The sequence below is a fragment of the Embleya sp. NPDC020630 genome (genome assembly GCF_044334985.1).
In the GTDB taxonomy this organism is placed as follows: Bacteria; Actinomycetota; Actinomycetes; order Streptomycetales; family Streptomycetaceae; genus Embleya.
Map to the genome: position 1 here is coordinate 15,324 of NZ_JBIRUB010000025.1, position 18,217 is coordinate 33,540.

Below are 18,217 nucleotides of genomic sequence, written 5' to 3' on the forward strand. Positions count from 1 at the left end.
CTCGAGGAAACGCGATCCGCGCGCCGGGCACCGCGACCCGTCCGCGTGCGGCTTCCGTGGCGCCGATACCGTGGGGTGATGACCGGGTTCGACGACACCGCCCGACGGCAACTCTCCCTGATGCTGCACGAATACGCCGAACACGTCCTGGACGAGGTGGCCATACTGCGGGTGCGGACGAAGTACGGGGACGTGTACCTCGAGATGTTCCGTACGTGTCCCCCGGGCACCACCGACGGCTACTTCCACTCGATCGACCCTCTGCTGCCGCCGCTCGGCGCGCGGGAGAACCGGTTCACCCCCGCCCACGAGATCCGACTCGCCGTCCTGCTCCACGCCTACGCCGAACACGAACTCGACCAGTGGACCGCGCTGGAGACACGCACCACCCGCGGTCCGGTCCACATCGGCATCACCAACTCGACTCCCCACAGCGGGACCCACGACGACGCCCGGCCGCTCGATCACCTCCTCCCCACACCGGCCACCGACAACCGAAGCGACGCCCGCTGAACCCGGTCGACTTCGAGCGGTGCCCTTCCGCGGGTCCCTCGCGGAAGATTCTGCGGTCGGCGCCGCCCGGGACCGGCCGCGGCTCGTCCACACCCGTCCGGCCTTGTGGGCGCCCGGCGGGTCCTGGCAGGTTGGGGGCGTGATCCTGTCGTTCGTGCGCGAGGGGCGTGCCGGTTCGGTGGAGGCGACCGTCGAGCGGGTCGAGGATCCCGCCGCGGTCGGACAGACCGCCGAGGCCAGGGACTTCCCGTGTCTGACCGCCCGCGTCGCCTACCCCGGTCGGGGCTACGACGGCATGTTCGGCTGGGTCCAGCTCGTGCGCTCCAGCGACGACGCGTCGGGCGGCGCGGTGTTCGGGATGGACCCGTTCGTACTCTTCCCCGATTCCCGTTCGCCCTACTGCTACTTCGGCCTGGCCCCGACCCTGTTCGACTCCCCCGCCAGACTCGACCGCGCGCCGATGTCCTGGCTCGCCCACACCTTCCTGGCCTGGACCCCGATCACCGAGACCATCCAACGCCACGTCGTCCCCCTCGTCGGCTTCGCCTGGGGCTTCGACATCGACACCAGCGAGAACATCACGATCCACGGGCCCACGCCCCTGCCCGACACCACCTGGACCGCCCACCTCGCATTTCTCCGCGCACAACACCCCGCGTGGACCTTCGCCCCACAACCCACCACGCGAAACCGGAACACATAGCACGCGACAGGCTGTCCTGACGAAGCCGGGACGTGCCAGTACTGCCAGATGGTGCGGGTCCGGCGAGCGAGACGAAGAGGAGTACGGAAGGAACCGGCGTTGTTGCGTTGTTACGTCCTTCCATCCCAACACCGGCTCGAACCTGGCGGATCTGGGCCGGGCGCGGTGCGTCCCGCCATCCGAAGAGGGGCGGTGGGAACTCCCGGCTACCGAGCACAAGTCGGTCAGCGGTCGATCACCCATGGCACATCGGCCGGCGGGATGCCCACGGAGACGATGTGCCGGACGATCCGGAATGCCTCGGCGAGAGGCACCGTGTCCGCGTTCGCATACTCGTCGCTCTGCCCGTTGGCCAGGACGAACCCGCTGCCGCACCCTTCGGCTCCGGGGTCGGCGGCGTGTTCGCCCGGATCATCCACGCCGTCGAGCAGCATCACCATCGCGCGGTCGGCGTTGCTCACGACGGCCAGCAGTCGACCCGACGAACTGGTCAGCCACGACTCGAGCCTCCCGTCGGCGATTGCTCGCCGGAGCGCCTCGACCGCCGACTCGGCCGCCACCGGCCCGAGGCCGTCAGCGAATCTCCAGCTCTCATCCACGGGGACGACCCTCTCACGCCTCAACTCGGAGACCCGGCTGGGTCAGGCAAGACGAGACATCGGGCGTTCGGGGCAGTTCGACGACCGGCTCTGACACGACGGATCGTCCGGTCCGCGCGCCCGAAACGCCGGCCGGGCACGTCTTCCCGGGCCCGCGGCCGTGGACCGCTCACGGCCCGGACAAGGCGCGGGGCCGTCACGTTCGGCGGCCCCCGAGGTCGGCCCGCCTTCTTGCACGGTCGGACCGCGCCGCCACTGCCTTCCTGCGGCCGGGGTGCGTGTCTCCCGGGCGCGGTAGCCTCCACCGGTGACCCCCAGTCCGCTGCCCGAGGCGTTGCCCGAACACCGGGTGATCCTGGAGAACACCGACTGGGCTTCCCTGATGGCCCCGCAAGAGAGCGGTGGGTTTCTGCCCGAGGCGCTGATGCGACTCCTCGACGCCGACCCCGCGGTCCGGGCGGCCGCCGCGGAGGAGGCGCTGATCGGGCACCAGAACACCATCTACGAAGCCACCGTGCCCGTCGCGCGGTTCGTCGCCGCGATCCTGGATCATCCGGCCGTCGCGGCGGGCGAGGACGAGACCGCGGCACACGGGAGCGCGTCACGCCCGCCGACTCGCGCGGTCCTTCTGAAGTGGCTGGACGACACGGCGTTCGACGCCGACGACGAAACCGTGACCTGCGGCAACCGGGCCTGCCAGGGCCGTTACCTCGACATGCATGTGGACCTGAAGGCCTTCCGGGACCTTCGCCCATGGTTGTTCCGCGCGGTCCGGCCGTTCCTCGACGCGGACGACCCCGCCGTGCGCGACGCCGCCGTCCTCGCCGCCATCCCGCTCGCGGAACACCCCGACCTCACCGGCCACCACGACGAACTCGCCGCGCGCGCCCGTCACCTGCTCGCCACCCGCACCGACCGCTACACCCGCGATCGCGCGCTGGACGCGCTCGAAAGCTGGGGCCACGACATCAGCGCTCTGGAGAGCCCCGACGACATCGAAGCCCGTGAGACCTGGCGCCGCCGGATGTCGATACGGCTCTTCCTCGTGCGTGGTTGGTTGGGGAGGATGCCCGGGTGTCTGTCGACGAGGAATCTTCGCGGGGTGGGTCCGGTGGGTCCGGTGGGTCGGGGCTTTCGGTGAGGAGTACGGATGGCGTTCCGCCGGCGGAACGGTTCGGCTGGTGGGCGGAGTTGGTCGGCCGGCACGTCATGCCCGTGTCCATCCGTCCGCACACGGCCGCGTTCCGCGGTCGGGTCGAGGCCGTGGAGACGCCAAACACCCAGGTGGCCGACTTCGGGTTCTCGCCGATGACGGCCCGCCGTTCCGCCGTGCAGATCCGCCGGCACGACCCCGAGTGCTACCTCCTGGTGCTGGTGCGCGGCGCCCCGATCTCAGTGACCCAACAACGCCGTACCGCGTGCCTGGAGGCGGGTGGGATGGCGCTGTTCTCCACCTCCCATCCCCTGGACAGCGACCTCGTCGAAGTCGGCCGACAGTCCCGACTGACGCTGATGCGCCTGCCGCGGGCCACGCTCCCGCTGCCCGGCGGCCGGGCCGACCGACTGCTCGGCGAACCCCTGCCCGCGCGCACCGGCCCGGGCCGACTCCTCGCCTCCTACCTCGCGCACCTCTCCGAAGCCGCACACGACAGCACCCCCGCGGACCTGGCCCGGCTGGGAGCCATCGGCGTCGACCTCGCCGCGACCGTCCTCGCCGCCGCCCTCGACAACCACCACCTCCTGCCCGACACCACCCGCAAGGCCGCACTTCGGGCCCGCGTCCACGCGTTCATCGAACGCCACCTGCACGACCCCGAATTACGGCCGGCCACGATCGCCGCCCACCACCACATCTCCCTACGCGGCCTCCACGAACTCTTCCGCGACGAACCCGAATCGGTGGCCGCGTCCATCCGGCGGCGCCGCCTTCAACGCTGCCACGCCGACCTGACCGATCCGACACTGCGCCACCGCACCATCGCCGAGACCGCCACCCGCTGGGCCCTGCGCCCCGGTGACTTCAGCCGCACCTTCCGCAACGCCTACGGGACCACACCCCACGAAATCCGCGCGCCGGCCCGGAACGCGGGTGGCCTGCCCTCCGCGCGCTGAGGGCCGACGCGGCCCGCACGGGCCGGGCCCCGCAGGGCCGGCGCGACCGTGGTCGAACACGCGAACGGACCGAGCCCCCATTCCCACTGCTGTGCGCACGATGCGGAGGAATGCTGCGCCGCGTGCGGATGACCCCGGTGTACCGGCTGCGCCAGAGTGAGGGGGCACCGCGAGGCACTGTGCAGGGACCGAGCCCGCCCTACCGACACGATCCGCCGTCCGGCGGGTCGGCCACCGCCCCGATCAGCACTCCTGTGGCGATCAACCGTGATCGTTGCCTGTCGCGAGCTGCCGTCACGCCACCCTTGGGGGAATCATGAAGAAGCCCGGAATTCTTGCCGTTCTGACCCTGGCGCTCGTCGCCGTGCTGAGCCCTGTCCCGACCGCACAGGCGGCACAGGCACCCACCCCCCACGACGCCACCGTGGGTCCCGCCATTCCCGTGACCGGTACGAGCACGGCCCGCACCGACGGCTGCCCCTGGTCCACCCCGGGCGGCCCGGCCGAAGGCACCTTCCTGTGTGGCAGCCGCATTCAGCCGGTGTCCTGGGCGGATGGACGGGACGAATACTTCGGCCTGGGTACCGACCGCCAGGTCTGGCACAGCTACCAGTACAGCGCGGGCGGAGCGTGGTCCCCCTGGGGCAGGCTCGGCAACAGCAACAACGTCCGGGACGGCGTCGACGGGTGGTTCTCCGGCGGGGCCCTCATCGTGCAGGTGCTCGGTGGTGACAACCGGTACTGGTGCAACGTCTACAGCGGCGGCTGGAGCAACTGGGGCCTCTGCACCTGATCGACCCGCTCGTACGCGAAAACCCCGCCTACCAAGGCTTGTCCCGTAAGTGTTGATCGCGGGTGGGATGATCTTGGTGTGGCCGGTGTGATCACGGCGTCGGAGCCGTCCTGGGCAGCCCCGTTCACCGGGCTGAGCCCGCGTCAGTTCGGCAAGCTGGTCACCGCGTTGCGACGCGAGGGTGCCGAGCCGGCCCGGAAGGGCCGGCCATGGGCACTGCCGTTGGAGGACCGGGTGCTGCTGGTCCCGGCGTACTGGCGCACGAACCTGACACTGCGCCAACTCGCGCCGCTGTTCGGCACATCGAAGTCCGCAGCCGATCGCGTCGTCGACCATCTCGGCCCCATGCTCGCCCCCCGGCCACGCAAGCGTTTCCGCAACGACACGTGCTGATCGTCGACGGCACCCTCGTCCCCGCTCGCGACCACACAGTCGCCGAAAAGTCCGAGAACTACCCGTTCTCCACGAACCACCAGATCGTCATCGACGCCGACACCCGCCTGGTCGTCGTGGTCGGCCGGTCTGTCACCGGCAACCGCAACCACTGCAGGGCCTGGGAGTTGTCCGGTGCCAAGGCTGCCGTCGGCACCGCGCGGGTGATCGGCGACGGCGGCTACCGCGGCACCGGCGTCCCTGTCCCCCATCGCCGCGAACGCGGCCAGGACGAACTTCCCGACCGGAAACACGAACACAACACCTCACACCGCAGTGTCCGCGCCCGCGTCGAACACGTCTTCGCCCGCATGAAGACCTGGAAGATCCTCCGCGATTGCCGGCTCGAAGGCGCCGCCCGTCCACCACGCCATGCTCGGCATCGCCCGCCTGCACAACCTCACCCTCGCCCGCTGACCCAGCGAGAAACCCCGATCCACCCGCCCCGAGATCAATTACGGGACAAGCCTTGGATGCGCCGCCACAGGAACGTGTAGTTCGGCGGCTCCCAGCCGGGTCGGGACAGGTGGGCCACGAGGCAGCGGTAGGTCGAGCCGCCGTAGGTGACCTGGTCGCCCACCGCGTAGTTGACGCCGGCCTTCCACGCGCGGCCGGTGGGCGGGGTCGTCGGCGGTGTGCCGTTGATGTCGAGCACGAAGTCGAAGGACGCCTCGCGCCCCGAGCCCACCTGACGGACCGTCATCAGCAGCCGGGGGTCGAAGATGGTGTCGGTGTTGTTGCGCGGTTCGTTCGGGAAGTACGTCTGGGTGGTGAGGATCGGCTTGTTCGGCGCCTGGACCTTCACGTGCAGGTGGCGGGTGCGACCCGGGTACAGACCGGGCACGATCGTGGTGAGCGTGTACGCGCCCTGTGCGTTGGTGAACTGGTGGCCGCGGAAGGCGAACCCGACGTTGTCGTACGTCCCGTTGGTGTCCGCCTGCCAGAAGTCCAGCAGCACGTTGGCAAGTGGCTGACACTGCCGACCGAAGACAAAGCCGGTCACGGTGAGGGGGATGCCCGGGGTGCTCGACGTCGCGAGTACCGTGCGCAGCGGCGAGTTGGGCTTGAAGTACGGCCCCTCCGTCTGCTCGATGGTGGGCGCGTCGCCGTCGTGGCAGAACGGCGTCGGCGCCAGGTCGTTACCCGAGTCGCGGGCGGAGCGGGCCAGTGCGGGGACGCCGCCGATCAGGAACGGCAGCGGCGCCGCCACGATCGCGGCCTTCAACAGGTTCTTTCGGGTGATGCCGCGCGATGCGGTTTCCTCCGGTCCTTCGCTGTACAGCTTGTCGATGTCCGTGTCGTCGATGTCCACGTCGACCTTCCTCGTCGGCGGCGGGCACGGGCGCGTCGGTTCGACGGCGTCGACTCACACCGACACCGAGGTCACCGCCCGCGATCGGTTCGAACCTATGCGGGCGGATGGGGTGGGTCGATACACAGAACACCGCCGTCGTAGTACTTTGCGCGGATGTCTTCGAGATAGTCCCTCGAGGGGCGACGCGTACGTACGGCTCCACGGGGAAGATTCCGCTTCCCGCAGTCACCGCGCAGAACTTGGGCTCCGTCGCTCTGGGCCAAGGGATCGGATCATGGCCGCCGAGGTCTTCATGCGTCACACTCTCTCCCATTGTGCGTACTCCGATTGCCCTTCGAAAATTACGCGGCGATCCCTATCGTCCACATATCATTCGGGCGTCGAGCGCGCGAGGCGAGCGAGAGCACCGTCGGCAGGGCGACGTCGGCGCGGCGGGCCGGCGCGACCAGGTCGCCGCCGGGTACGGGGCCGCAGACGACCACCCCGCCGACCAGGTGGGGAATGCCGGCGCTCCCGGGCCAGGGTGGTCCACTCCTGCGACAGTTGGTCGTGGCGCTGTCGGGCGGTGGTGAGCAGGTCGGTGCAGGCGATGCGTTCCGCGGTGATGGCGGCGACCCGGTCGCGCGCCTGTTCCCCCTCGCTGCGTGCCTGTTCGGCCTGATTCGTGGTTTGTTTCCTCTTCATGGACGAGCCGGGCCAGCGCCTGGGCGGGATGTTCGCGGTCGCCGAGCAGGCCGTCGCGGCGGGCGGCTGCGAATTTGGCCTCTTCGGCTTCACGGGCCTGTTCGGCGTGCGTCGCCAGGCTCTCGGCGCTTCCGAGCGCCGACGTTGCCTCGCCGTGCCGGCGCCTTCCGTCCTCGGCTTGCGCGGCCGATCTCTCGCGCTCGATACGGAGTCGATCGCACTTGGTCGAAAGCCGTGCCATGCCGTCCTCGAGTTTGGCGTACAGTTCCGCGCCGGCATGCGCCACCGCTTCGCGCAGTGGGGCCTGCTCGCTTCGCCCACGGGCCAAAAGTTGTTTGGTCTCGCGGCGTTCGCCTCTCGTGGTCCGCCAAGTCGCGGAGCCAGGGAACCGCCTTCCAGGCATCCGCCTCGCGTTGGGCGCCCGCAACCGCCACGATCCTGGTGGTCGCCCATGCGCATCCCTTCGGCCGTCTCCTTGGCCTCGGCCACCCGTTGCCTGCGCTCGCCGATCCTGCCCACCCGCAGCGACGCGCTCAGCGCGCTGCTGACCCAGGGCGGCATCGCCGTCGCCGCGGTCGGAATGGCCGCGACGCTGCTGGCATGGCTGGTCGCCGGGCGCATGCTCCAACCGTTGCAGCGGATGACCGACACCGCGCGCCGCATCGCGGAAGCCCCGGCGGCCGACCGCAACTTGCATGAACGCATCGCGCTGGCCGGTCCCGAGGACGAACTCAAGCGCCTCGCCGACACGTTCGACCTGATGCTGGAACGGCTCGACCATTCGTTCGACGGGCAGCGGCGGTTCATCGCCAACGCGTCCCACGAACTGCGCACGCCCCTCGCGCTGAACCAGGCGCTGCTGGAAGTCGCGGTCTACCGGCGGGACGCGTCCGACGACGTGCGGCACCTGGGCGAGACCCTGCTCGAGATCAACAGCCGGCACGAGCGGCTCTTCGACGGGCTGCTGCTCCTCGCCCGCTCGGAACACGACGTGGTGGACCGGTCGTTGGTCGACTTGGCGGACATCGTCGAGCACTTCGCCTCGCAGGTGCCGTCCGAAGGCTCCGTCAAGGTCGAAGCCGCCGCCGAGGAGGCCGCGACGACGGGGAACCCCGTGCTCCTGGAACGCACAACCTCGTGGAGAACGGGATCCGGTACAACGTGTCCGACGGCTGGGTGCGGCTGAGCAGCCACACCGCGCCCGACGGATGGGCGGTGGTCGAGGTCGCAAATACCCGGTCGTGCCGCGCTACGAAGTCCCCTCCCTGTTCGAACCGTTCCGCCGCCTCGGCGACGAGCGCCTGGCGCGCCGGACGAAGGCCGCCGGCCTCGGCCTCTCCATCGTCCGCGCGGTCGCGCGAGCCCACGGCGGCGAGGTCACCGCGGAGCCACGCGACGGCGGCGGACTCGTGGTCCGACTACGCCTCCCCGGCACATGACCTCCGGGGTCGATCGAGGCGATGTGCATCATGACACCCCGGACCATGATGCGGAACTCCGCAGCCCGCTTCGCGGCAGGGCAAACCCCGGACAACGGGCCGGGGCGTGCGCCAGAATTTCCCACGGCTCGGCCCCGGGACAACCGTCTCGGGAACTGACGTTGGGTGGGGGACACTCATGTACATACCTTGGCCAAGGCCGCACAGGGCAACTATTTTGACAATCCTCGCGTTACTGTTCGCATTAACCATCGCCGCACCGGGGGCATCCCGGGCGGCCGCGAACGACCCGGCCCCGCCGGCCAGCTGCCCATGCACGCTGTGGGCGTCGACCGAACAGCCCTCCTCCGGTCCCGATCCGGACACCTCCGCCACCGAACTCGGCGTCAAGTTCCAGGCGGACCAGGCCGGTTACATTACTGGCGTACGTTTCTGGAAGGACGCCACCAACACCGGCACGCACACCGGGACCCTGTGGTCGGCGGCCGGCGATCGTCTGGCCACCGCCACGTTCACCGACGAGTCCGAATCGGGCTGGCAACAGGTCAACTTCGCCCAACCCGTCGCGGTCACCGCCGGTACCACCTACGTGGCGTCCTACCAGGCACCCAACGGCAGGTACAACGCCGACCAGGGCGGCCTGACCACCGCGCACGTGCGCGGGCCGCTCACCGCACCCGCGAGCGAGGCCGCCGGCGGCAACGGCGTGTACCTCTACGGCGCCGGATTCCCGAACTCGACCTGGAACGACTCCAATTACTGGGTCGACCCGGTGTTCAACACCACCGACGTCCCCGGCCCCGCGCCGGCTGTCATCGAGATCTCCCCGGCACAAGGGGAGGTCTCCGTCCCGGTCGACACCAACATCACCGCCACCTTCGACCGGGAGGTGCAACCCTCCAGCATCCGGTGGGTGGTCTGGCAGGGTGAGAGCGGCGGCCGGCCCGGCAGCACGACCTACAACGCCGCCTCCCGCATCACCACCTTCGATCTCACCTACCATCTGGCGCCCGCCAACACCTACTTCGTCGACCTGGTGGGCGTGAAATCCCTCGACGGCACCCCGATGCCGACGAAGAGGTGGTCCTTCACGACAGCCGACAGCCCGCCACCGGTCTGCAACCCGTCCTGCACCATCTGGCCGGCGACCGCGACTCCGGACGTGCTCGCGGACACCGACGCCACCGGCATCGAAGTCGGCGTCAAATTCGGCGTCAACACGCACGGGTTCGCCACCGGCCTGCGGTTCTACAAGGGCCCGGGCAACATCGGCCCGCATACCGGAACCATCTGGATGGGCGCGGGGTTTCCCATGGCCACCGCCACGTTCACCAATGAGTCCGAATCGGGTTGGCAGCAGGTGACGTTCGACCAACCGGTCCCGATCTACCCCAACGTCACCTACGTGGCCTCGTACTTCGCCCCCGCGGGCCGATACTCCTCCACCGAGGGCGGATTGACGGACGCGGTCGGAGGCGCGATCATCGCCCCCGCGTCCGGCAGCGTCGGCGGCAACGGCGTGTACAAGTCCGGCGCGGCCGGCTATCCGACCAGCTCGCGGAACGCCACCAACTACTGGGTGGACGTCGTCTTCACCACCAACAGCTAGACCGTTCCTTCATCGCGATCGAATACCCATCGCCTCGCCGGCCGGGCCCGGCCGGCGAGGCGATGGGTCACAACGGCCCAGCCGATTTCGGGATCCGGCCAGGGTGGCCGGAGCGATCTCGACGACGGGCCTTCGCCCCGCCCGCGAACCGCTGCGCGTGGCGAGCCGCCGAACCCCACGCCGATCTCCGATAGTGACAAGAAACTCACTGTGTGTCACATTGATGCGCATGGAAACAACCGCCCCTCTGCACGATCGTCCCGCCGCACATTTGGACGCGCTCGCCCAATCCGAGAACCCGTTCGCACACGAGGCCGCCCGGCGCACACTGGAACACGACGCCACGTTGCGTATCCAACGGCGGATCGCATCGGGAGGGTCGGCCGCGGACGCCCCTGCCGGCACCCCCGCCTAAGGGCCGCGTCGCACCGTCCACGATGCCCGGCACCAGTTCGCGACGCCCGGCGCGAAGGCGCGTGCCGAAAGTGACCAACCCGCCAGGGACCAGACGGTCAACCGCGCATACGCCGGGCTTGGCACGACGTTCGACTTCTACCTCAAGGCGTACGGTCGGCACTCGATCGACGACTCCGGACTGCCGCTCGACGCCACCGTCCACTACGGCGAGCAGTACGGCAGTGCGTTTTGGGACGGCCGGCAGATGGTCTTCGGGGACGGCTTCGGGGACTGTCTCCTCGACCTCACCACCCAGATCGACGTCATCGGCCACGAACTCACCCACGGTGTCATCCGGTACACCGCCGACCTGGAGTACTACGGGCAAGCCAGCGCGCTCAACGAGTCGATCTCGGACGTCTTCGGCTCGCTGATCAAGCAGTACTCACTCGGCCAGAGCGCGGACCAGGCGGACTGGCTCATCGGCGCTGGACTGCTCGGCCCCGCCCTCCAAGGCCGGGCGCTGCACTCCCTCAAGGCCCCGGGCACGGCCTACGACGATCCCCAACTCGGCCGGGACCCTCAGCCGGGACACGTCCACTTCCCAGGCTCTCCTGCATGACGGCTTCCAGGCGGTCGATGCGTGTATCCCCCGGACGTCTGAGGAAGTGCAACAGGAACAGGTAACTGCCGGGTGCAGTGAGGGATTTGTACTTCTCGACGAGTGCGTCGGGGTGTTCCTCGTCGCCGAGGTGGTGAACCACGGGGCCCGCCCTTTATCTCGAGTACGATACGGAGGGGCCCGCCACTTAGCAAGGTCGGAGACAACGCCATGACGGTCCAGCGCGCGGATGCACGGCGCAACTACGCACTCATCCTCGCCGTTGCGGAGGAGGAGGTCGCCGCGCACGGGGCCAACGCCTCCCTGGAGCAGATCGCCCGCACCGCCGGAGTCGGATCCGCCACCGTGCGCCGGCACTTCCCCAGCCGGCAGGCTCTGCTATCGGCCGTGTTCGGCAAACGGATCGACGACCTGCGCGCCCGTGCCGTGGACCTCACCGACGCGGACGATCCCCGGGCGGCCCTGCTGGACTGGCTGAACGCGCTCACCGCGTACGCGACCTCCGCGCGCGGCATGGCCGATGCACTGCTCCAGGACACAGGGGACGACGCGGATCACGTCAACGCGTGCTCGCTGCGGCTCGGCGAGGCGGTCGATCCCCTGCTTCGCCGTGCCGTTCGGGCCGGCGCGGTGGCACCCGGGGTGACCACCGCCGACCTGATCACACTCGTCACGGGACTCGCACTCGCCACGGAGCATCATCCGGACCCCGCCGCCGAGGCGAACCGACTGCTCGCCCTGACGGTACGAGGGATCAGCCCGCGGTCGTGAACGAGCCGGGCCGGACGCGGTCGTCCCGCCGCGTCGCGGACGAGGACCTCGACGGCGACGCGCCCGTGGAACCGGTTCGCGATGCGCCCCCGCGGCTCGTGGGAGACCGCCCGGCGGCACGGTGGCACCTGCCTGCCGTCGGCGTACATCCGCCGGCCGTCGAGTGGGTGTCCCCCATCCCGGCGGCGCGGGCCTGCCCTCGGGCGACGTGCGGGACGGCCGGCCCCTTCGGCCCGGGTGCCCGCCGCATTCGGCCTGCCACGACCGATGCGGTGCGCCGTCGTCGTCGCCACCGCCACCGTCGGCGGCATGCCGGTGGCGGGTTGGCGTGACCGTCGGGTCTCAAGGGGTGTGGCGGCGCAGTGGGCGCCAGTCCTCGGTACTGCCGACCCTCGGGTCGAATCCGGCGGTGTCGCCGATCACATATTCGCCCCGGGCATTGGCCCAGGCGGTCGCGGATCCCGCGGGCAACTCGACGGTCCGTCCCAAAAAGGGGTCGGTGAAGGTGTCCACGCCGCCCAGGATCTCGCGGATCGCGAAGTTCTGCCGGGCCTGGGCGACTTCGCGTTCCTCCCATGCCGCACGGTGCGTCTCGTTCGCGTCCTCACGGTTGCGGCGCATCGTCTCGGCGAGTCGCCGCAGGTCGGCCTGCTCCTGGACGATGCCTCGGCGGAACATGCTCCGCACCTGCTCCAGGTAGGCGTGCCACTCCCGGGTCACTCGCACCGACTGCACAGCCGCCGACAACACGGGTGTGAAGCTGTCGAGTCGGCCCGCCGGCGCCCGCATCGTGTGGCCGTCGCTCCACCACATGCGGGTCCAACCATCGGACGCGGCAAAGCTGAGCACGACCGTCACGTCCTCCTCCCACCGCTGCCCCGCGTCGTCGTGGGCGAATCGCAGTCGTACGGCCCGTACGGTGATGTTCGGCGGCACCCCCCGCGAGATCGCGTCGGCCAGGCTCGACAGGTCGCGGACGTCGAGCAGCCGGGCAAAGGCCAGGTGCGACAATGGCCCGGGGAACAGCACGGTCCGGGCGAAGTCCAGTGGGTCGGCCGGCGGTGGCACCATCACCGACCCGTTCCAGGTGCTGCCGGGTTGTGCGACCAGGCCCGGCAACTGCTGCTCCGGCCACACGAACTGCTGCGCCGGAAGGGTCCGGACCTCCGCGCCGCTCACCGGATCACCGAGCCGCAACAGCAGGTTGGCCTGCATCGACAGATACGGCGTCCACACGAACCCGCCGTCCAGCCGCCACCCCTGCGGCACCAACACGGTGGCACCTTCCATGCCACCGGCCGCCGGATCATGAATCACCGCTGTACGAAACCGAATCACCATAAAAGCCCCCCCGGGCACGACATGCGCCCCAGTATCGCCCGTGCCGACCCGTCGCGCCGGGCAAACGCCGACGTTCGACAACGCCGCGCTCCCCTGTCCTGCGACAGGCGGGGGGTTGGGCCCGAGGGGTGCACCGCGGAATCGTACGGCGCAGCCGTGATGCGGCGCGCGCCCGATCCGTTCGCGCTTCCCGCCGAGCGCGGTGACGGTTGCCCCCTGACCTCGGGGCCGCGTGCGGGTCGGCGGCGGGCGACCGGGCGCCGTCGTTCGTGGGACCGGTCGTCACGTCAGCGGCGGGAGCGGTCGGCCGCGGCGTTCGCGGCGGCGTCGCTCGCACCGTCGGGGTCGGTGGGTGGTTTGACGGCGCGGACGATCGCGGAGTGCATGCCGTCGGCGACGGTGGGTGGGGTGATGTCGACGTCGACGAATCCGGCGGCCTCCAGTCAGGCGCGGTATTCGGCGAAGGAGAGGGCGCCGGCGATACAGCCGACGTAGTCGCCGCGTTCGGCGCGCTGTTCGGCCGTGAGCACGTCGTCGGCGACGACGTCGGAGACGCCGATGCGTCCGCCGGGCGCCAGGACACGGAAGGTCTCGGCGAACACGGCGGGCTTGTCGACGGACAGGTTGGCGGGATGGCCTCGGTGGTGCCCTTGAGGAATTCGACGTTGGTCGTGCCGGCCTTCGCTTTGTTGGCGAAGGCGAGGGCGAGCATCTCCTCGGTCATGTCGAGCCCGAACGCGCGGCCGGTGAGGCCCACCCGACGGGCGGAGAGCAGGACGTCGATGCCGCCGCCCGAGCCGAGGTCCAGGACCCTCTCGCCCTCTCGCGGTTCGGCGACCGCGGTGGGGTTTCCGCAGCCCTGCGACGCGGCGACCGCGTCGGCGGGCAGTTCGTCGCGGGCCTCGTCGGAGTACAGGTCGGCGCCGAATCCGGCGTCGACGGTCACCCCGTCGGACCCGCAACACGCGCGCTCGGCGCCGCCGCCGTCGTCGACGATCATCACCGCTACCGGTGCGTCTCGCCGGCGAGGAGAGCCGGCCTGCACCAAGCCCGCGACCCTCCGCCCGCGTCGATTCTCACTCGCGACGGTATTCGGTCACCGCGGCAAGCCAGTCCCGGTGTTGGCAAGGGCCACTGCTGCCCGCAGCGTGCGCAGCCCGTACCGCGTTCTCGCCAACCCGCACAACCCCAGGACGGCCGCCGTCGCCACGCCCCGGCCGGTGGCGTGCCGTGCGACCCGGTAACCGATGTCGGCGCTACCGTCCTTGAGGTCGTACAGGTGAACCGGCCCAGGATCGAGCCATCCTCGGCGACGAGTACGTAGAAGGCGGAGTCCGGCCTCTTGTTCGACGAGCAGGGCGGCGTGCCGGTCGGCGAAGCGGTCGTAGTACTCGTCGCCGCGATCCGAGACCGAGGCGGCGAAGTAGTCACGGTTCGCCACCTCGAAGGACAGGACCGCAGAGGCATGGTCGGCATCCGGCCGCTTCGATTCCGGCACGACGCCACCCTACGCCGAGGCGGGCTTCGAAGAGGGCCACGTTCATGGGTGCTCGAGGTCCAGTGGGCCCGTGCCGATGTCGCTCGTGGGGTCGGTGGCCCGACGGTCGCGGGAGTGGTCGGTTCCGTCGGTGGTCCGGAACCGGTCCCGGTAGTCGGAGGGTGGAACGCCGAGGTGACGGTGGAAGGTGCGGCGCAGCGTCTCGGCGCTGCCGAAGCCGCAGCGCCGGGCCACGGTGTCGATCGGCTCGTCGCTCTCGACCAAGGCGCGCCGGGCAGCTTCGACGCGTACCCGTTCGACGTAGCCGGCGGGCGGGATGCCCAGGTCGGCGGTGAAGCGACGTTGGAAGTGGCGCGGGCTGAGGCCGCACCGGCGGGCCAACTCGTCGATGGTGTGCCGGGCACCGGGATCGGCGTGCACCGCGTCGACGGCCGGGCGCAGCGTGTACGGGGCGGGGCGGGCACTCCACAACGGCACGCTGAACTGGGATTGGCTTCCTGGGCGACGCAGGAACAAAACCAGGTCACGGGCCACGCGGTGGGCGATCTCGTGGCCGTGGTCGTGTTCGACGAGGGCGAGCGCGAGGTCCATGCCGGCGGTGACTCCGGCGGAGGTCCACAGTCGGCCGTGTCGGATGAAGATGGGGTCGGCGTCGACGATCGCGTCGGGGTGGGCGCGGGCGAGTTCCTCGGCCTGCCGCCAATGGGTGGTGACTCGGTGGCCGTCGACGAGCCCGGCGGCGGCGAGCAGGAACACGCCCGTGCACACGGACGCGATCCGCGGGGCGTGTCGTGCGGTGTCGGCGATCCAGTTGACCAGGACAGGGTCGGCGCACGCGCCGCGTACGCCGGGACCACCCACAACCACAAGGGTGTCTACGTCGTACGGTTCGAGGTCGGCGAGCGAGGTGTCGGCGTGGACCGGAATGCCGCCGGCGCCCCTGATCGCTCCGGCATGGGAGGCGACGATGCGGCTGGTGTAGTCCGGGACATGGGAAAAGACACTGTGTGGGCCGACGAGGTCGAGCGGTTCGAAGCCGTCGAAGATCAGGAAGGCCACGCGGTGTCCGGTCATGGGTCCACCCTGCGTGCTCGACGCCGTGACGTCCAGATCAGGCGTCCCACCGATCGTGCCATTGCGAGGTCGGCTGTCCGGCGTCATATCGGCGGGCCCCAGTGCAGCAGCGCGATCACTGCGGGCGGCAGCGCGGAGGTGTGCGAGAGGTCGGCGGAGCCGGCCTCGCCGCGGCGGCGTCGGCGGCCGGCGAACGGAGCACGGCCGGTCGCGAGTACTTCCGATTCGGGGGCCGGTGCGGGGTCCGGCCCGGCGCCGGGCGCGGGCGACGCGCGTGGTTGCGGCGCTGCGCGGGTTGGGGTGGGAAGAACGGTCGCGGCCGGCGAAATCCGATCCGCTTCGGTTGTCGCTTCGCCGGTAACCCGGGAGTCTCGGAAATCGCGGTCGGTTGTGTGGGTCGTGGGCTCGGGTCGGATCTGTCGTGTGGTCATGCCCCCAGCCTGGGGGTGTTCGGTTCAAGGCGTCTACGACAGGCACCCCACGGATCGCGCCATCACTCGCGCCACCGCGCGGTGAGGGTCTTCTCCGTGCCGGCCAGGCGCGCGGCCTTCTCCTTCCAGTACGGGACCTGGTGGCCCTGTCGGCTGCTGCCTGGCCTCCCCGGAGGCCGGCGTCACCTTCGACCTCGGAACGGTCCTGGGGCTTCGGCGTGCTCAGCGCGTGGCGGTGGGCCTCGGGAGCGCGTCCCGGAGTCGGTCGTGGTGATATTCGCGGATCGCCCGGATGAGCCGGGGCAGGGTCTCGGGTGCGGGCAGGCCGTCGGCCATGTGCCGGATGACGAAGTCGACGAACCGGTCGAGGCCGAAGCTCTCCCCCCGGGGGTTGCGGGCCTCGGTGACGCCGTCGGTGTAGAGCAGCACCCAGTCGCCGGGTTCGAGCTGTTCCTCGTACAACTCGACGGGCAGGCCCATGGCCGTGCCCATCGGGTGTGCGGGCGGGCGTTCCAGGGTGGCGACCCACCGGCCGCTGCGGATCAGCACCGGCGGGTGATGACCACGGGCTCCGGTGGGCAGGGCGAGTTCGGCCAGGATCGCGGTGGCGTACCGGCTGCGGCCGAACTGTTCCAGCAGGGCGGCCTCGATCGCCTCGCTCGTGGCCACCGGACCCGCGCCGTGCCGGCGGCTGCTGCGGCAACCCGCCAGGGCCAGGGCGGCGGTCGGGCCCGCGGAGGTGTCGTGGCCCATCGCGTCGAACACGGCCAGGTGCGCGGTGTCCCCGTCGACCGCGTACTCGAACGCGTCACCGCCCATCTCGTACGCCGGCTCCATCGGAACGCAGGCCCCGGGGGGCGCTTCTCACGGCCGGCGCCCCAGGCCGTCCGCGAAACGGCGTCGAGCCGTGGCGGAACGCCGGGGGTGGGGCGGGTCACGTCGGCCGGCGGGTGGGCTCCGTTCGGGCCCATGCTTCGTCCTTCGATCACGGATGGCGGAACGCGGCGGTTTGTGTCGTCACAAAGGAGAACCCAGACGGGAGCAGGCCCAGGCCAGGAGGGCGCGGTCCGCGTTCATGCCGGGCTCGCGGCGGCGGGCCGCGTACAGATGGGACGTGATCTTCGCCCAGGAACGGAAGTGCCCCGCGCGCACATCTGGTCCGCATGGGCACATCCTCGTCGGCGACGGCATCCCACAACGGGTGGAACAGACCCAGCACGCCCAGGACTTGAGACGCCTCCAGACGTGGCATCTGCGGCCAGGTCAGGACGCGGACGGGGACGCGGCACGGGAGCCCATGCCAGGATGCGCTCGGAGCCCGCCCCGCACAGCACCATGCCGGTGTGGGTGGTGGGGCGTCCACGAGCAGGCGTTGGTAATCCGGTTCAAGAGCGACGACGCGCCGGACATCGTCGACGACCAGGCGCCCGGCTCCTTCGGCGCGTCGACGAGTACGCGGTCGGCCGCGTCCGTGCGGTTCGTCAGGTGGGCGGCCGGCAGGGTGAACGCCGTGAGCAACGCGGCCCGCAACCGGCGCAGGGCCGGTTCACCGGCGCTGGCGCGCCCCGGGACACGGTGTACCGCGACGCGACTCGACAGCAGACGCAACGCCCGGCCGACGGCCACCATCGACACCACGTAGACCCACTTGCCGGCAAGTGGGTCTACGTGGTGTCGATGGTGAGGTGGAAGGTGCAGGCGGCGTTGGGGGTTGTGGTGGCTGTGACTTCGAGGTCGCCGGGGGTGGGGCCGGCGGTCAGGGATAGGGCGGTGGCGGTCCCGTCGGAGCCGGTGATCGCGGTGCAGGTGGGTTGTGCGTCGGGGAAGGTGGCGTTCGCGGTCGGGCCGGATCGGACCGTGAAGGTCACCACCACCCCGGGCGCGG

The 18,217-nt window shown here is 70.5% G+C and carries 17 protein-coding genes and 3 pseudogenes; 12 read left to right on the forward strand and 8 right to left on the reverse strand.

Features of this window, described 5'->3' with window-relative positions; all coding sequences use genetic code 11:
• Positions 1-78 precede the first annotated feature (78 nt).
• Both ACH4XV_RS41895 and ACH4XV_RS41900 read left to right on the forward strand, forming a co-directional pair.
• Positions 79-513 carry a hypothetical protein gene (locus tag ACH4XV_RS41895; protein WP_395798753.1) on the forward strand — a complete coding sequence of 145 codons (435 nt, stop codon included), beginning with the start codon at positions 79-81 and terminating at the stop codon, positions 511-513.
• A 139-nt stretch (positions 514-652) separates the two neighbouring features.
• On the forward strand, positions 653-1,216 hold the full coding sequence (locus ACH4XV_RS41900) for a hypothetical protein (protein WP_395798755.1): 564 nt from the start codon (positions 653-655) through the stop codon (positions 1,214-1,216).
• A 224-nt stretch (positions 1,217-1,440) separates the two neighbouring features.
• Here the strand turns inward: ACH4XV_RS41900 and ACH4XV_RS41905 are convergent, their stop codons facing one another.
• Positions 1,441-1,815, reverse strand: a complete 375-nt coding sequence (locus tag ACH4XV_RS41905; RefSeq protein WP_395798757.1) for a hypothetical protein — start codon at positions 1,813-1,815, stop codon at positions 1,441-1,443.
• 307 nt (positions 1,816-2,122) lie between these two features.
• On the opposite strand from ACH4XV_RS41905, the gene ACH4XV_RS41910 reads away from it, so the two are divergent.
• The 4 genes and pseudogenes from ACH4XV_RS41910 (at position 2,123) to ACH4XV_RS41925 (ending at position 5,569) form a co-directional block, all read left to right on the forward strand.
• Complete coding sequence (locus tag ACH4XV_RS41910) at positions 2,123-2,956, forward strand: hypothetical protein (protein WP_395798759.1); 834 nt, start codon at positions 2,123-2,125, stop codon at positions 2,954-2,956.
• On the forward strand, positions 2,953-3,927 hold the full coding sequence (locus ACH4XV_RS41915) for a helix-turn-helix domain-containing protein (protein ID WP_395798760.1): 975 nt from the start codon (positions 2,953-2,955) through the stop codon (positions 3,925-3,927). The genes ACH4XV_RS41910 and ACH4XV_RS41915 overlap by 4 nt, the downstream gene beginning before the upstream one ends.
• A 316-nt stretch (positions 3,928-4,243) precedes the next feature.
• Complete coding sequence (locus ACH4XV_RS41920; protein ID WP_395798762.1) at positions 4,244-4,720, forward strand: hypothetical protein; 477 nt, start codon at positions 4,244-4,246, stop codon at positions 4,718-4,720.
• 78 nt (positions 4,721-4,798) lie between these two features.
• A pseudogene (locus ACH4XV_RS41925) lies at positions 4,799-5,569 on the forward strand (transposase).
• Positions 5,570-5,603: 34 nt separating this feature from the next.
• Here ACH4XV_RS41925 and ACH4XV_RS41930 read toward each other — a convergent pair.
• Positions 5,604-6,458 (reverse strand): carbohydrate-binding protein, encoded by an 855-nt coding sequence (locus ACH4XV_RS41930; RefSeq protein WP_395798873.1) that lies wholly within the window; start codon positions 6,456-6,458, stop codon positions 5,604-5,606.
• A 691-nt stretch (positions 6,459-7,149) separates the two neighbouring features.
• On the opposite strand from ACH4XV_RS41930, the gene ACH4XV_RS41935 reads away from it, so the two are divergent.
• The 5 genes and pseudogenes from ACH4XV_RS41935 to ACH4XV_RS41955 all read left to right on the forward strand — a co-directional run bounded on the left by ACH4XV_RS41935 (position 7,150) and on the right by ACH4XV_RS41955 (position 11,988).
• Positions 7,150-8,337: a HAMP domain-containing protein gene (locus ACH4XV_RS41935; protein WP_395798764.1), complete on the forward strand. Its 1,188-nt coding sequence runs from the start codon at positions 7,150-7,152 to the stop codon at positions 8,335-8,337.
• Positions 8,338-8,392: 55 nt separating this feature from the next.
• Positions 8,393-8,590: an ATP-binding protein gene (locus ACH4XV_RS41940; RefSeq protein ID WP_395798766.1), complete on the forward strand. Its 198-nt coding sequence runs from the start codon at positions 8,393-8,395 to the stop codon at positions 8,588-8,590.
• Positions 8,591-8,807: 217 nt separating this feature from the next.
• Entirely contained in the window at positions 8,808-10,199 is a 1,392-nt protein-coding gene (locus tag ACH4XV_RS41945) for a DUF4082 domain-containing protein (protein WP_395798768.1), read from the forward strand.
• Between the two features lie 254 nt (positions 10,200-10,453).
• A pseudogene (locus ACH4XV_RS41950) lies at positions 10,454-11,184 on the forward strand (M4 family metallopeptidase); the annotation flags it as partial.
• Between the two features lie 243 nt (positions 11,185-11,427).
• Positions 11,428-11,988, forward strand: coding sequence for a TetR/AcrR family transcriptional regulator (locus ACH4XV_RS41955; RefSeq protein WP_395798770.1), 561 nt, complete (start codon positions 11,428-11,430; stop codon positions 11,986-11,988).
• Between the two features lie 342 nt (positions 11,989-12,330).
• Here ACH4XV_RS41955 and ACH4XV_RS41960 read toward each other — a convergent pair whose 3' ends face one another.
• The 5 genes and pseudogenes from ACH4XV_RS41960 to ACH4XV_RS41980 form a co-directional block, all read right to left on the reverse strand.
• Positions 12,331-13,263 (reverse strand): hypothetical protein, encoded by a 933-nt coding sequence (locus tag ACH4XV_RS41960; protein WP_395798772.1) that lies wholly within the window; start codon positions 13,261-13,263, stop codon positions 12,331-12,333.
• 353 nt (positions 13,264-13,616) lie between these two features.
• A pseudogene (locus tag ACH4XV_RS41965) lies at positions 13,617-14,329 on the reverse strand (methyltransferase domain-containing protein).
• Positions 14,330-14,425: 96 nt separating this feature from the next.
• On the reverse strand, positions 14,426-14,827 hold the full coding sequence (locus tag ACH4XV_RS41970) for a GNAT family N-acetyltransferase (protein WP_395798774.1): 402 nt from the start codon (positions 14,825-14,827) through the stop codon (positions 14,426-14,428).
• Between the two features lie 42 nt (positions 14,828-14,869).
• Complete coding sequence (locus tag ACH4XV_RS41975) at positions 14,870-15,901, reverse strand: GlxA family transcriptional regulator (protein WP_395798776.1); 1,032 nt, start codon at positions 15,899-15,901, stop codon at positions 14,870-14,872.
• Positions 15,902-16,554: 653 nt separating this feature from the next.
• Positions 16,555-17,151 (reverse strand): PP2C family protein-serine/threonine phosphatase, encoded by a 597-nt coding sequence (locus tag ACH4XV_RS41980; protein ID WP_395798778.1) that lies wholly within the window; start codon positions 17,149-17,151, stop codon positions 16,555-16,557.
• 553 nt (positions 17,152-17,704) lie between these two features.
• Between ACH4XV_RS41980 and ACH4XV_RS41985 the strand changes: the two genes are divergently transcribed.
• Positions 17,705-17,974: a hypothetical protein gene (locus ACH4XV_RS41985; protein WP_395798780.1), complete on the forward strand. Its 270-nt coding sequence runs from the start codon at positions 17,705-17,707 to the stop codon at positions 17,972-17,974.
• A gap of 22 nt (positions 17,975-17,996) precedes the next feature.
• On the opposite strand, the gene ACH4XV_RS41990 is transcribed toward ACH4XV_RS41985, so the two are convergent.
• Positions 17,997-18,200 carry a hypothetical protein gene (locus ACH4XV_RS41990; protein WP_395798782.1) on the reverse strand — a complete coding sequence of 68 codons (204 nt, stop codon included), beginning with the start codon at positions 18,198-18,200 and terminating at the stop codon, positions 17,997-17,999.
• Positions 18,201-18,217 lie beyond the last annotated feature (17 nt).

Coding starts and splice junctions, on each gene's coding strand:
- ACH4XV_RS41895 (WP_395798753.1), top strand. CDS start 79: ATGACCGGGTTCGACGACACCGCCCGACGGCAACTCTCCCTGATGCTG.
- ACH4XV_RS41920 (WP_395798762.1), top strand. CDS start 4,244: ATGAAGAAGCCCGGAATTCTTGCCGTTCTGACCCTGGCGCTCGTCGCC.
- ACH4XV_RS41935 (WP_395798764.1), top strand. CDS start 7,150: ATGGACGAGCCGGGCCAGCGCCTGGGCGGGATGTTCGCGGTCGCCGAG.
- ACH4XV_RS41955 (WP_395798770.1), top strand. CDS start 11,428: ATGACGGTCCAGCGCGCGGATGCACGGCGCAACTACGCACTCATCCTC.
- ACH4XV_RS41975 (WP_395798776.1), bottom strand. CDS start 15,901: ATGACCGGACACCGCGTGGCCTTCCTGATCTTCGACGGCTTCGAACCG.
- ACH4XV_RS41980 (WP_395798778.1), bottom strand. CDS start 17,151: ATGGGCGGTGACGCGTTCGAGTACGCGGTCGACGGGGACACCGCGCAC.